General features: G+C 66.6%; 12 protein-coding genes and 3 tRNA genes. 9 read left to right on the top strand and 6 right to left on the bottom strand.

Annotation, left to right across the window (positions count from 1 at the left end; all coding sequences use genetic code 11):
- Nucleotides 1–76 precede the first annotated feature (76 nt).
- Both acs and JQC81_RS25205 read right to left on the bottom strand, forming a co-directional pair.
- Entirely contained in the window at nucleotides 77–2,035 is a 1,959-nt protein-coding gene (gene acs / locus JQC81_RS25210) for an acetate--CoA ligase (protein WP_203274549.1), read from the bottom strand.
- 341 nt (nucleotides 2,036–2,376) lie between these two features.
- On the bottom strand, nucleotides 2,377–2,637 hold the full coding sequence (locus tag JQC81_RS25205; protein ID WP_246520649.1) for a hypothetical protein: 261 nt from the start codon (nucleotides 2,635–2,637) through the stop codon (nucleotides 2,377–2,379).
- 321 nt (nucleotides 2,638–2,958) lie between these two features.
- Here JQC81_RS25205 and JQC81_RS25200 point away from each other — a divergent pair, with 321 nt between their 5' ends.
- Nucleotides 2,959–3,705, top strand: coding sequence for a Crp/Fnr family transcriptional regulator (locus tag JQC81_RS25200; protein WP_203274548.1), 747 nt, complete (start codon nucleotides 2,959–2,961; stop codon nucleotides 3,703–3,705).
- On the top strand, nucleotides 3,702–3,944 hold the full coding sequence (locus JQC81_RS25195) for a hypothetical protein (protein ID WP_203274547.1): 243 nt from the start codon (nucleotides 3,702–3,704) through the stop codon (nucleotides 3,942–3,944). Before JQC81_RS25200 ends, JQC81_RS25195 begins: the two co-directional genes overlap by 4 nt.
- Nucleotides 3,945–4,016: 72 nt before the next feature.
- Here the strand turns inward: JQC81_RS25195 and JQC81_RS25190 are convergent, their stop codons facing one another.
- The 4 genes from JQC81_RS25190 to tsaD form a co-directional block, all read right to left on the bottom strand.
- Entirely contained in the window at nucleotides 4,017–4,790 is a 774-nt protein-coding gene (locus JQC81_RS25190; protein WP_203274546.1) for a carbon-nitrogen hydrolase family protein, read from the bottom strand.
- Nucleotides 4,791–4,811: 21 nt separating this feature from the next.
- Nucleotides 4,812–5,225 carry an EVE domain-containing protein gene (locus tag JQC81_RS25185; protein WP_203274545.1) on the bottom strand — a complete coding sequence of 138 codons (414 nt, stop codon included), beginning with the start codon at nucleotides 5,223–5,225 and terminating at the stop codon, nucleotides 4,812–4,814.
- 105 nt (nucleotides 5,226–5,330) lie between these two features.
- Entirely contained in the window at nucleotides 5,331–6,320 is a 990-nt protein-coding gene (locus JQC81_RS25180; protein WP_203274544.1) for an NAD(P)H-dependent glycerol-3-phosphate dehydrogenase, read from the bottom strand.
- Nucleotides 6,320–7,375 carry a tRNA (adenosine(37)-N6)-threonylcarbamoyltransferase complex transferase subunit TsaD gene (gene tsaD / locus JQC81_RS25175; RefSeq protein ID WP_203274543.1) on the bottom strand — a complete coding sequence of 352 codons (1,056 nt, stop codon included), beginning with the start codon at nucleotides 7,373–7,375 and terminating at the stop codon, nucleotides 6,320–6,322. The genes JQC81_RS25180 and tsaD overlap by 1 nt, the downstream gene beginning before the upstream one ends.
- Nucleotides 7,376–7,497: 122 nt before the next feature.
- Here tsaD and hemC point away from each other — a divergent pair, with 122 nt between their 5' ends.
- The 7 genes from hemC to JQC81_RS25140 all read left to right on the top strand — a co-directional run bounded on the left by hemC (nucleotide 7,498) and on the right by JQC81_RS25140 (nucleotide 12,991).
- Nucleotides 7,498–8,424: a hydroxymethylbilane synthase gene (hemC, locus tag JQC81_RS25170; protein ID WP_203274542.1), complete on the top strand. Its 927-nt coding sequence runs from the start codon at nucleotides 7,498–7,500 to the stop codon at nucleotides 8,422–8,424.
- A complete protein-coding gene (locus tag JQC81_RS25165) occupies nucleotides 8,424–9,119 on the top strand; it encodes a uroporphyrinogen-III synthase (protein ID WP_203274566.1) in 696 nt (231 codons plus the stop codon). The genes hemC and JQC81_RS25165 overlap by 1 nt, the downstream gene beginning before the upstream one ends.
- A 211-nt stretch (nucleotides 9,120–9,330) precedes the next feature.
- Nucleotides 9,331–10,977 carry a hypothetical protein gene (locus tag JQC81_RS25160; protein WP_203274541.1) on the top strand — a complete coding sequence of 549 codons (1,647 nt, stop codon included), beginning with the start codon at nucleotides 9,331–9,333 and terminating at the stop codon, nucleotides 10,975–10,977.
- 18 nt (nucleotides 10,978–10,995) lie between these two features.
- Entirely contained in the window at nucleotides 10,996–12,615 is a 1,620-nt protein-coding gene (locus JQC81_RS25155; protein WP_203274540.1) for a heme biosynthesis protein HemY, read from the top strand.
- Between the two features lie 81 nt (nucleotides 12,616–12,696).
- Nucleotides 12,697–12,772 (top strand) — tRNA-Thr (locus tag JQC81_RS25150).
- A gap of 43 nt (nucleotides 12,773–12,815) precedes the next feature.
- Nucleotides 12,816–12,891: transfer RNA gene (locus JQC81_RS25145), tRNA-Ala, on the top strand.
- Between the two features lie 25 nt (nucleotides 12,892–12,916).
- Nucleotides 12,917–12,991: transfer RNA gene (locus JQC81_RS25140), tRNA-Gly, on the top strand.
- Nucleotides 12,992–13,557 lie beyond the last annotated feature (566 nt).

Here is a 13,557-nt window from a genome sequence, read left to right as displayed (position 1 = left end):
GGGACAGGCCCGGCCATGACGTGGTGAGTTTAAACGTAGACCAGGACCGCCTGCGCGTCCGGGATGACGCGTTGTGCTAGGCCGCCTGCGTGCGCTTGTTCTGGCGGTTGGTGATGAGATCATCGACCACGCCGGGATCGGCGAGCGTCGAGGTGTCGCCGAGCGAGCCGAACTCGTCTTCGGCGATCTTGCGCAGGATGCGGCGCATGATCTTGCCCGAGCGCGTCTTGGGCAGGCCCGGGGCGAACTGGATCAGATCCGGGGACGCGATAGGGCCGATTTCCTTGCGCACCCAGGCCACCAGCTCCTTGCGCAGCTCTTCGGAGGGCTGTTCGCCGGCCATCAGGGTCACGTAGGCGTAGATGCCCTGGCCCTTGATGTCGTGCGGATAGCCCACGACGGCGGCTTCCGACACCTTCGGGTGCGCCACGAGCGCCGATTCCACTTCCGCCGTGCCCATGCGGTGGCCGGACACGTTGATCACGTCGTCCACGCGGCCGGTGATCCAGTAATAGCCATCCGCATCCCGGCGGCAGCCGTCACCGGTGAAGTACTTTCCGGGATAGGTGGAGAAGTAGGTCTGCACGAAGCGCTCGTGGTCGCCGTAGACCGTGCGCATCTGGCCGGGCCAGGAATCGGCGATCACGAGATTGCCCTCGGCCGCGCCCTCCAGCACCTTGCCTTCCGCATCCACCACCTGCGGCTGCACGCCGAAGAAGGGCTTCGTGGCGGAACCCGGCTTGAGCTTGGTGGCGCCGGGCAGCGGCGCGATCAGGATGCCGCCGGTCTCCGTCTGCCACCAGGTGTCGACGATGGGGCAGCGGCTGTCACCCACCACCCGGTGATACCATTCCCAGGCTTCCGGGTTGATCGGCTCGCCCACGGAGCCGAGCAGGCGCAGCGACTTGCGCGACGTTATCTTCACCGGCTCCTCGCCCGCCTGCATGAGCGAGCGGATGGCGGTGGGGGCGGTGTAGAAGATGTTGACCTGGTGCTTGTCGATCACCTCCCAGAAGCGGGAGATCGACGGATAGGTGGGCACGCCCTCGAACATGAGCGTGGTGGCGCCGTTCGCCAGCGGTCCGTAGAGGATGTAGGAATGGCCCGTCACCCAGCCCACGTCGGCGGTGCACCAGTAGATGTCGCCGTCGTGGTAATCGAACACGTATTGATGCGTCATCGCCGCATGGACGAGATAGCCGCCCGTGGTGTGCAGCACGCCCTTCGGGGTGCCGGTCGAGCCCGAGGTGTAGAGGATGAACAGCGGATCCTCCGCGTTCATCTCCTCGTAGGGGCACTCGTCGGAAACCTGCGCCGCCGCCTCGTCGTAATAGACGTCGCGGCCCGGCAGCATGTTGACGGCCGATCCCGTGCGGCGCACCACCAGCACGTGGTCGACGACGCCGGCGCCGACGCGCTCGAGGGCCGCGTCCACGTTCACCTTCAGCGGCACCTTGCGCCCGCCGCGCAGGCCCTCGTCGGCCGTGATGATGAAGGCGGATTTCGCGTCCTGTATGCGGCTGGCGAGCGAATCCGGCGAGAAGCCGCCGAACACCACGGAGTGGATCGCGCCCAACCGCGCGCAGGCCAGCATCGCATAGGCCGCTTCCGGGATCATCGGCATGTAGATCGTGACGCGGTCGCCCTTCTCCACGCCGCGGTTGCGCATGATGTTGGCCATGCGGTTCACCTCCGCGGCGAGTTCGCGGTAGGTGATCTTTTTGGACTCGGACGGGTCGTCGCCTTCCCAGATGATGGCCACCTGGTCGCCGCGGGTGTGGAGGTGCCGGTCGATGCAGTTATAGGCCACGTTGGTGACCCCATCCTCGAACCAGCGGATCGAGACGGTCTCGGGGCCGAAATTGGTGTTCTTGATTCGGGTCGGCGCCTTGAACCAATGGATGCGCTTGGCTTCCTCGGCCCAGAAGGCCTCCGGGTCCCTGATCGAGGCCTCGTACTTGGCCCGGTAGCCCGCCTCATCAAGATAGGCGCGGTGGGTCCACTCGGACGGCACGTCGTAGATCTTCTCTTCCATGGCGCTTCTCCCAGACGCTGGCCTAGAGCATCGGACCCAAAGTGGATTTGCACTTTCGGGACCATCCGATGCGCTCATCAATTTAGCGCTAGATTTACGGAAAGAGAGAGGGGTCGGGCAAGCGGGGCCGGGATCGCACTTTGGTCTTTGCTACTTTCGGGGTGCAGTGCAGCATCGTCGTCCCGGACGGTGTACGGCGACGATCGGGATCTTTGGCGAGGCGCGCATCTTCTCGCGCCGCCGCCATCACCTCCCGGTCAGGTCGGGGCCGAGGACCTGCACCGGCTTGTTCTGGCTGCCGATCCTGACGGCCGCCGCGTTCGTCGGATGGCCTCCGCGAATTACGCGGCCTTGCGCGTCAGGGTTTGCTCGACCCAAGTTCCCGCTTCTTCAGGCGTCCTGAACAGGGGCGCGTTCTGGCTGTTGCACTTGCCGAACCCGGCTTCCAGGTGCCACCAGCCCTTGTGCTCCGGGTCGTGGTGCGTCCCCTCGAGGCGAACGAACACGGCGGCCAACTGGTTGTCCGCGAGGACAAGCCTGCCATCTGTGTCATGACCGTCGATGAGCACGCGCATAGGTATAAATGTGATGTCGAGGACCATCGCCTTCGGCTTCCAGGCTGGGGCGAAAGGTCCGTGCCAAGTGGCCGGACACCCTAGAAAAATTCATCCTGATAAAGCAATTTACTTTCAGCCCCTTTTTCATAGCTTTATCTGGCTGTTAAACAAGTATATTGATGCGAAACACTCGGATAAATTCTAAAAAGGTGCATCTCGTCGATGATGTTAATCTTGGAGATTAACATAAAACAGTGACGGGCATTCGTTTGTGTGCTATGGAGGGTTCATTGTCAGCCACTGGTCTTGGGCGCTGATACCTGAGAGATACGACGTGCTCCCGCCTGCAAACGAGGGAGCGCCATCATGCACTCACCTTTTCATCCTGACTACAATCCGCTCATCCGCAAGATCGAGAGTGCCCATACGCTCACGGGCGACGAGCGGCAGGCGCTTGAGACCCTGCCGATGCAAGTGCAGGTGATCAAGGCCGATCAGGACATCGTGCGCGAGGGGGATCGTCCCTCCCGCTCCTGCCTGCTTCTGAGCGGCTTTACCTGTACCTACAAGATCACAGCTGGGGGCAAGCGCCAGATCGTCTCCTTCAACATTCCCGGCGACATTCCCGACCTCCAGAGCCTGCATCTGAAGGTGCTCGACAACAGCGTCGCCACCATCAGCCAGTGCCGTGTCGGCTTCGTCACCCACGAAGACCTGCGCAACCTCTGCGCCCGCCATCCGCGGATCACGAGTGCGTTCTGGCGCGAGACCCTGATCGATGCGGCCATCTTCCGGGAGTGGGTGACCAATGTCGGCCGGCGCGAAGGTGTGAGCCGCATGGCCCATGTGCTGTGCGAGCTGCTGGTGCGCCTGCGGGCCGTGGACCTTGTCGAGGACCATGCCTGTGATCTGCCGATCACCCAGAGCGAGTTCGCCGATGCCCTCGGCTTCACCACGGTGCACGTCAACCGGGTGCTGCAGCAGATGCGGACCGATGGTCTGATCGTGACCCAAGGATCCAGGCTGAACATTCCTGATTGGGAGAAGTTGAAGCAGGTGGGCGAATTCGACCCCACCTACCTGCACCTGGAGAATGATCAGGCCGCCGCATGACCCTCACGCTTCACCCTATCCGCGTGGCGACCGGCTTCGACGAGGAAGGCATGCTGGTCCTCGACGAGGAGGAGCGGCTGGTGGCGGTGCTGGTGCGCCTGTCGGACGAGAACGAGGTGGCTCCCGGGCAGTGGTACCTGGAGGCAGGCTTCGGCCGTCTCGAAGGGATCGACCGACCGACCTTCTCCAGCCTGGACATGGCCAGGGATTGGATCGGTCAGCGTCTCTCCCGGACCTAATCTTCCCCCCGCGACATCCAAACTTGGCAGGCACTGACGAGCGGCAGGGCTATCCTGCCGGATGGCCGAGGCTTATTCAGGCACGTAGCGCAGGTAGGTCGTCTTGCTGGCGCGGGCGAAGTCGATGTCGACCTCCACGGTGGCGTAGGGCGCCTCCGGGGTCGTCTCGGCCAGCACGTTGCCCTCCGGGTCCACCACCCAGCCGAGCCCGCCGCAATTGGCCTTGTAGCCTTTTGGCGCCCACAGGTTGGATGACAGGCAATAGGCGCCCGCGCAGACGGCCGCCGCCTGGCCGCCGGCCAGCCACTTGCGGGTGGACCCATGCGGCGTCGCCCGCGGGACGCACAGGAGATCGGCGCGGCTCGCCGCGTAATGGCGCGCCCATTCGAAGAACCACATCTCGGTGCAGATCTGCACGCCGATGCGCATGCCCAGTGCCCTGGCGATGTCGAAGGTGCCCGGACCGCGCTCGTACCAGGTATGCTCGTAATAGCCCTCCTCGTCGGGAAGGTAGTATTTCTGATGAACGGGAACGGCGCCCGTTTCCTCCGTCCAGAGATACGCCTCGTTGCGCCGGCTGCCGTGGGGCAGCACGATGGGCCGCGTGCCCATGACGGCCCTGGCGTTCAACGCCGACATGCGCGCGATGCGCGCCTCATGCAAAGCCACCGCCTTCTGCCACTGGGCGGCATTCGGCTCAGGGTCGGCCGCCAGCCACTCGCCGAAGCACATCTCCGGCACCAGCAGGAAATCCGACGCCTCCTTCGCCACATGCGCGGCGAGGCCCTTCAGCGCCTCGTCCAGATGATCCGGGCGGCAATCGATCTGACAGACGGTAACCTTCATGGCGTCACAGCCCCTTTTTCTTCACAGCCCGCCCATCCGGCACACGATGGCCCATTCCTCGTCCGTCACCGGCTGCACCGACAGGCGGGAATTGTTGACCAAAATCATCTTTTCGAGCCCGGGCACTTTCTTGATATCGTCGAGGGTCACGGGTTTCGGCAGAGCCTTCACGGCCTTGATGTCGACCATGCCGAACTTGCCCGTCTCGTCCGTGTGATCGGGGTAGTATTCCCGGATCACCTCGACGATGCCCACCACCGCCTTGCCCTCATTCGAGTGATAAAAGAAACCCTGCTCGCCGACCTTCATGGCCATCAGGTTCTGCTTGGCGACGTGATTGCGCACGCCGTTCCAATGGGTGCCTTTCGCGCCTTCGGCGACTTGCTGATCCCAGGACCAGACGGAGGGTTCGGATTTGTAGAGCCAATGGGCCATGTTCTGCTTACCCCTTCACTTGCATCGCGAAATCTTCGTTTCGCCTTAGCGCATCACATTGAGCATCGGACCCAAAAGTGCAAATCCACTTTTGGGTCCGATGCTTCAATGCTCAGACTTGATCGGTCGGTTCATCAGCGCATCGACAGCCTGATCGAGAGTCCATGCGCCGGACAGGATCTGCTCGACCGCTTCCGCAATCGGCATGTCGATGCCTTTTGCCCGCGCCAGCGCCACGAGGGCGCTTGCGGTGGCTGCGCCCTCCACCAGCTTGCCGCCGGCGGCCGCCTCGACGCTCATCCCCTGGCCGAGGCGCTGGCCGAAGGCGAAGTTGCGCGACTGCGCGGTGGAGCAGGTGAGCACCAGATCGCCGAGACCGGAGAGCCCCATGAGCGTCTCGGGCTCCCCGCCATAGGCGCGGGCGAAGCGCAGGAGCTCGGCGAAGCCGCGGGCGATCAGCGCTGCCTTGGCGCTCTCGCCGAGGCCCTTGCCCGCCACGGCCCCGCAGGCGATGGCCAGCACGTTCTTGGCGGCGCCCCCGATCTCGACGCCGCGCACATCGCTCCGGTGATAGACGCGCAAGGTCGGGCCGGACAGCGCATTGGCCATCGCTTCCGCCAGCGCCGTATCGCGGCAGGCCAGCGTCACGGCAGTGGGCAGGCCGCGGGCTACGTCATGGGCGAAGCTCGGGCCCGACAGCACGGCCACGGGCGCGCCGGGGCGCACCTCCGCGACCACGTCGCAGAGAAAGGCCCCGCTGCCGCGTTCGATGCCTTTGGCGCAGAGCACCAGCGACACCGAAGCAGGCAGCACGCAGGCGAGCGCCGCCGTCACCTCGCGCGTGGTCTGCGCGGGCGTGACGAGAAGGACGGCGCTGGACGCGGCAAGCGCGCTCAGCTCGGCGGTCGGCCTGATGCGCTCATGGAGCTTCACGCCCGGCAGGCAGCGCTCATTCGTGCGTGTCGCCACCAGCGCATCCGCCTGCTCGGGCGAGCGCATCCAGAGCACCACGTCGTTCCCGGCGGCTGCCGCCGCGTTGGCGAGTGCCGTTCCCCAGGCGCCGGCTCCGGCAATGCCGATCGGCTGCGACGCCATCAGGCCTTCGCTCCCGCCTCGTCGCGGCTGGTGTCGAGGGGCCAGCGGGCGCGGGCAGGCGCCGCGATGTCGTCGATGAGGCCGAGACGCATGCGCTCGAGTCCGGCCCAGGCGATCATCGCGCCGTTGTCGCCGCACAAATTCACGGGCGGCGCCACGAGCTTGAGGCCGGCCTCGACCGCGAGCCGCTGCAGCCCCTGGCGCATGCCCTGGTTGGCGGCAACGCCGCCCGCCACCACGAGGGCCGCCGGATGGCCGGCGATCTCGCGGAAGGCGCGCAGGCCCACGCGGGTGCGGTCCACCACCACGTCCACGATGGCCGCTTGGAAGCTGGCGCACAGATCGGCGATGTCGCTGGCGGTCAGCGGCGCGATCTTCTCCGCCTCGATGCGCACGGCCGTCTTGAGGCCGGAGAGCGAAAAGTTCGGCTCCTTGCGGCCCTGCATCGGGCGCGGGAAGGCGAAGCGTTCGGGATTGCCCTTCGCGGCCTCGCGCTCCACATGCGGGCCGCCGGGATAAGGCAGCCCCAGCATCTTGGCGACCTTGTCGAAGGCCTCGCCGATGGCGTCGTCGATGGTGGTGCCGATGCGCACGTAATCGCCGACGCCGCGCACCGCCACGAGCTGCGTGTGGCCGCCGGAGGCCAGTAGCAGCAGGTAGGGAAAGCCGATGCCGTCGGTAAGCCGCGCGGTGAGTGCATGGGCCTCGAGATGGTTCACCGCCATCAGGGGCTTGCGGGTCACGAGCGCGATGGCTTTCGCCGTGGTGAGCCCCACCAGCACGCCGCCGATGAGGCCGGGGCCGGCCGCGACCGCGATGCCGTCGATGTCCTTGACCGAGCAGTTCGCGTTTTTCAGCGCACGGGCGATCAGCCGGTCGATCACCTCCACATGAGCGCGCGCCGCGATCTCCGGCACCACGCCGCCGTAGCGGGCGTGCTCGGCGATCTGGCTTAAAACCTCGTTGGAGAGGATCTCGCCCCGTCCGTCGAAGCCGACGCCCACGACGGCGGCCGCGGTCTCGTCGCAGGTGGTCTCGATGCCTAGAATGCGCATGATCTCTGGCTGCTCGAATTAAGGTGTTGTCCGGGGTTTCGGCCCGGCGCTCCTCCCCCTATAGTCCGCCGCGCCGCACAAGATCAAACGCCGAAATCATTCTTCAGGAGAGCAGAACCGGAATGGCCGCTTCACCCACCCTGGTCATCGGTACGCGGGGCAGCCCGCTGGCGCTGGCCCAGGCCCACGAGACGCAAGACAGGCTGGTCGCCGCCCATGGCTGGGCTGTCGAGCACCTGCCCCTGTCGATCATCAAGACCACGGGCGACGCCATTCAGGACCGGCCCCTGTCGGAGGCCGGCGGCAAGGGGCTCTTCACCAAGGAGCTCGACATCGCGCTGCTCGAAGGCTCCATCGACCTCGCGGTCCATTCCGCCAAGGACCTGCCGACGACCCTGCCGGAGGGCATTGTGATCGCCGGCTTCCTGCCGCGCGAGGACGTGCGCGACGCCTTCATCAGCCACCGGTTCAAGAGCATCGGCGACCTGCCGCAGGGCGCGGTCGTCGGCTCGGCGTCGCTCAGGCGCCAGGCGCAGATCCGCCGCTTGCGGCCCGATCTCCAGGTCACGCTCCTGCGCGGCAATGTGCAGACGCGGCTCGCCAAGTTGGAGCGCGGCGAGGTCGACGCGACGCTGCTCGCCATGGCGGGCCTGCGCCGCCTCGGCCTCACCGATCACGTGACCACGACCCTGGAGACGGACGACTTCCTGCCGGCCGTGGGGCAGGGGGCGATCGCCATTGCGATCCGGGCCGAGGACGAGCGGGTTCGCGAGGCGATTGCCCCGATTCTCGATGCCCCGACCGGACAGGCGCTCGCGGCCGAGCGAGCCTTTCTCACCATCCTCGACGGCTCCTGCCGCACGCCCATCGCAGGCCACGCGCGGCTCGTCGGCGGCGAACTCGAATTCCGCGGCCTCGTGCTGCGCCCGGACGGGTCGGAGAGCCTGGAGGCTGTCCGCCGCGGCTTGCCCGAGGATGCCGTCGCCCTCGGACGAGATGCCGGAAGCGAGCTGCGTTCCCGCATGCCGCCGGATTTCCTCAAAGCGTGATGCAAGTCCTGGTCACCCGCTCGGCCGACGATGCCGCGCGCACGGCAGAAAAGCTCGCGGCCCGCGGCCACGAGGCGTTGCTGGCGCCTGTGACCCGGATCGTGCCGACCGGCGATCCGATGCCGTCGGGGCCTTACGACGCACTGATCGTCACCAGCGCCCATGCAGCGGCAGCCCTGGCGAGCCTCGACCGAATGAGCCCCGTTTTCGCCGTCGGCGAGCGCACGGCCGAAGCGGTGCGGGCAACAGGCTTTGCCAGCATCACCGTGGCGGAGGGCGATGCGGTCTCTCTCGCGCGGCTGATTCGCGGCACGCTGGAACCCGGCCTGACCCTGCTCCACGTGACCGCGCGCCATCACAAGGAGGAACCGGCGGCCTCCTTGAGGGCTTCCGGCTTCACAATCCTGCAATGGGAAGCCTACGAGGCTAAGGCTGTCGGTACGCTGCCGGACAGCGCCGTCGAGGCCATGCGCTCTGGCCAAATCGGCGCCGCGCTCCATTATTCCCGACGGAGCGCGGATCTCGTGATCCGGCTGGCAGGAGAGGCAGGTCTGGCATCGCGCCTCTTAGGGATTTTCCATCTCTGCCTGTCGGCCGACGTAGCCGCGCCCCTGGCATCGGCAGGCGCCACGACCCTCGTGGCGGAGGAGCCGTCGGAAGAAGCGCTGCTCGGGCTTCTCGACCGGGTCCCATGACCTTGGCCGTGACTTCGGCTACGATCCCCCAGGGGATCTTTGTCATAAGGAGAGGATCATGGTCCCGTGGGTCTGCCGATCTTGGACAATCACCGGCTCTTGAGGGAACGAAACCTGAGCGCCCAAGCTTGCCTCAATTGCCTATCACACTGCCCTTTTGAAGACCTCGCCCCAGGGAGATGTTTTCCTGGCGACCCTGCAAGAGAGACCCGTGACCGATCCATCTGACCCCCGACGCCCCAAATCCTCCCGCAAGAAGCCCTCGCGCGAGCCGGCTACCATCGACCTGAAGGCCACCGTGATCGACGACGGCACGGTTCAGGCCGATCCCGAGGCGGCCGCCCAGGAGACTGTCGGCCAGGACACCCTTGGGCGAGATACTGTCGGTGAGGAGACCCGCGTGCCGGAGACTGCCATGACGGACACCCTGTCGGGCGCGCAGGCGGACGAGACCATCGCCAGCGGCAGCGAGCCCCCGGCCGAGGACGTGGTGGCGTCTCCGGAAGCGACCCTCGATTCGGGTTCGGGCACCGACACGCTGCCCTCGGAGTCCTCCCTTGAGCAGATGGCCGGGCAGGATACCAGTTCGAGCGGCAGCTCCTACCAGGATCCTTCCACGTCGGAGACGCGTACGGATTCCGTGCCTCCGCCGCCCGCTCCCGAGAGGCGCAGCTCCGCCGGGGCTCTCATCGGATCGGGCCTCCTCGGCGGCCTCGTCGGGGCGGGGCTCGTCTATGGGCTGCAGACCTGGCAGGGACAAACTCCTGCGCAGGAAGATCCCCGCATTGCCCAGCTCGAACAGCAGGTGAGCGCACTGCGCCAGCAGCCGGCCGCGCCAGGAGGCCAGCCGCCGGGCGACACCGGGGCACTGGAGGGGCGGATTCAGGCCATCGAGACGGCCCGGGGCGAGCTCGACCAGCGGCTCCAGGCGATCCAGGGCGCTGCCGAGCAGGCGGCGTCCCAGGCGCAGGAGGCCCTGAACCGTCCGGTGCCGGAGGCGAGTCAACCTCAAGCCTCTCTCCAGACCGAGGCGGCGCTGACGGAACTCTCCAACCGCCTCGGCGCTCTTGACGAGCAGGTGCGGGCGAATGCGCAGAACGCCACGAACGCGGCGAATGCCACGCAGGAGATCGACCGCCGTCTCGCGGACCTCGATCGCCGCTTTGGCGAGCGCGAGCAACGCTTCCAGGAAACGGACCGGCGTCTTGCCGATCTCGACCGCCAGCTGGCGGAAAGCAACCGGCGCTTTGCCGACACGGACCGTCGCTTCGGCGAGCAGGAGCAGCGCCTTGCCGCCCTGTCCCAGCAGGCCGCCGAGAACACCAGGAACGTCACCACGGCAAGCCAGACCGGAACCCGCGTGGTGCTGGCCGGGCGCCTGAACGAAGCCCTGCAGGGCGGTACCCCTTACGCAGAGGTGCTCGACGGTGTGAGGAAGGCCGGCACCGACCCCGCCCGGGTGGCGCCCCTCGAACCTTTTGCCCAGGAGGGCGCCCCGACCCCGGCCGAATTGGCTCAGAGCTTCGAACCCGTTGAGACGGCGATCCTGCGTGAGAGCCGCGGCCCGGCCGAGGGCTGGACCGACCGCATCCTGCGCATGGCCGACAAGGTGGTGACGGTCCGGCCCGTGAACGAACCCGGCGGCAGTGGCGTTTCTGCTAGCGTCACCCGTATCCGACAGGCCCTGGAGCGCGGCGACGTGGTGGAGGCGGCGGCCGCCTGGGACGCTCTGCCGGAGCCGGCACGACGGGTGTCCGAGGAATGGGGCCGGCAGGTCAAGGCCGTCGCTGATGCGCATCGGGCCGCCCAAGCCATCAGCTCTGATGCCCTCGCCACCCTCAACCGTACGACGCAATAAGAAAAGGATCAGCCCAGCATGTGGCGCGCTCTCGTCTTCATCGGTCTTCTCTGCGTGGCGGCCTTCGGTGCCGTCTGGCTGGCCGACCGGCCCGGCTCGGTTCTGATCACCTTTGCGGGCTACGAGATCCAGATGTCGGTGGCGGTCGCCGCCATCGCGCTTGCGGGCCTCGCGCTCTTCCTGGCGCTGCTCTGGTCCTTGGTCTCCGGCATCCTGCACCTGCCTTCCCGCCTGACCTTCGCGTCGCGGGCGCGCCGCCGCTCCCGCGGCTATCAGGCGATCTCCCGCGGCATGGTGGCCGTGGGCGCGGGCGACACCATCGCGGCCCGCCGCTACGCCAACGAGGCCGAGCGGCTTCTAGGCCGTGAGCCCCTGACGCTGCTGCTCAAGGCGCAGGCGGCCCAGGTTTCTGGCAACCGCGAGGCGGCCGAGGCCGCTTTCGGCCAGATGATGGAGGAGGACGAAACCCGTGTGCTCGGCCTGCGCGGCCTCTTCGTCGAGGCCCGGCGCCGTGGGGATACGGGGGCGGCCCAGCAATACGCGTCCGAGGCGGTCCGTCTGGCGCCTGCCGCCGCCTGGGCGAGCGATGCTGTTCTTGAAGCGCGCTGTGCCGATCACGATTGGCGCGGGGCCCTGGAGGCGGTCGAGCGGCGCGCCTCGCTGGGTCTCCTGAACAAGGCCACGGCCAAGCGCCACCGGGCCGTCCTGCTGACAGCCGATGCCCTGGAGCGAGTGGATCACGATCCCGACGGCGCTCTCAGGAGCGCCCAGGATGCGGTGAGGCTCGCACCCGATCTCGTGCTGGCTGCGGCCATGGCCGGCCGCATGCTGTCGCGCAAGGGCGATCTGCGCAAGGCCGCCAAGGTGCTGGAGACTGCCTGGCGCAGCCTACCCCATCCGGATCTCGCCGATGTCTATCTCAACCTGCGCCCGGGCGATTCCGGCCTCGATCGTTTGAAACGGGCCGAAACCTTGATGAAGCTCGCCGGCGGTGCGCCGGAGGGGCGGCTGGCTGTGGCCCGCGCGGCGCTTGAGGCGCGCGAATTCGCCCGTGCCCGCGAGGCGCTGGAGCCGCTGCTGCAGGAGCGGCCGAGCATGCGGGTTTGCCTCCTCATGTCCGACCTGGAGCAGGCAGAGCACGGCTCCACCGGCAAGGGCCGCGAATGGCTTGCCCGCGCCACCCGCGCGCCGCGGGACCCGGCCTGGATCGCCGACGGGATCGTGTCCGATCACTGGCTGCCGATCTCGCCCGTCACCGGCCGCCTCGACGCCTTCGTCTGGCAGGCGCCGCCGGACGTGCTGGTCGCCCCCGAACTCACCCTGCATGACGATGTAACGGCGGATCTCGACGACGAGCCGAAGCCGCTGCCGGCCGTGGCCGCGCCCTCACCTGAAGTCGTGTCTGCTCCTGCGCCTGTCTCCGAACCCGTGGCCCTAAATGAGCCGGTCCTCGATCCGGAAGACGATGTGCTGAAGAGCGAGTTGAAAGCCGCCCTGAGCGATGCGGAGCCTGTGAAGGAGGAAACGCCGCCTCCGCCGCCTCTGCGGGAGCCCGTGGTCTTCCCGGCCACGCCTCCGGACGTGCCGAAGCCGAAGGAAGAGGCGGCCGCGCGCCGCAGCATTTTTTCGGTCTGGTAGGGCCTTTCCAACCTTTCCCGCCTTGCCAACCGGCAGGCGAGGGGGTAAGAGGGCGACCTCTCGGATCGCAAGATTTGCGATGCCGCAATAGCTCAGCTGGTAGAGCACCTCATTCGTAATGAGGGGGTCGGGGGTTCGAATCCCTCTTGCGGCACCATTCCCATTCTCGGCATTGGCCGGCGGTGGGGAAGGAATGGCAGGGGGCCATAGCTCAGCTGGGAGAGCGCTTGCATGGCATGCAAGAGGTCGGCGGTTCGATCCCGCCTGGCTCCACCATCCTGTTGGATCTGAGAAGGAGCGTGCGGGTGTAGCTCAGGGGTAGAGCACAACCTTGCCAAGGTTGGGGTCGAGGGTTCGAATCCCTTCGCCCGCTCCAATTCCTTCATGAAGGAAATCCATCGACAAGGCGCCTTCGGGCGCCTTTCGTGTTTTCAAGCCCGCCCAAGCAAACGGGCCCATTCCATGAAGGAAAATGGGCCCGCGGTGACTCGAGGTCACGCGTCATTGACGTTCATCCGGTTTGAACCGGCGGTATATGTCAGATTGTCGGGCTGAAGGCTGCCTCCGACGCTCAACTTCGCAACGTGGAGGGGGCGGTCAGCCCATTCGAGATCGCTATGCGAACCTCCATCCATTCAGGCCGGGGCGGGTGCCCGGTTCATCAGGCTGCGGGATCAGCGTCCGTGAAGAACCCACTAGAACGTCATGCCGATCCGTTTTCCGTGACGGGTACTTCCAGGTTTGGATCACGACCCGTCATGATGAGTAAAGCACTCAACGGATGCTTGTTTCAGCGTAGCGGCAAAGAAAAAGACCCGGCTAAACGTTGCCGGGTCTTTTGCTCTTCATGAGAATGCAGGTGCCTTAAGCGGCTTTGACGCCTTGGAGGAAGTCCTGGACCTCTCTGGAGAGGTCGTTGGAGTGGCGCGACAGCTCCTGGGC

Origin of the sequence: Microvirga arabica, from assembly GCF_016811235.1 — a bacterium.
GTDB lineage: Bacteria > Pseudomonadota > Alphaproteobacteria > Rhizobiales > Beijerinckiaceae > Microvirga > Microvirga arabica.
The sequence above is the reverse complement of the archived record's forward strand: the minus strand, read 5'-3'. Positions and strand labels throughout refer to the sequence as shown.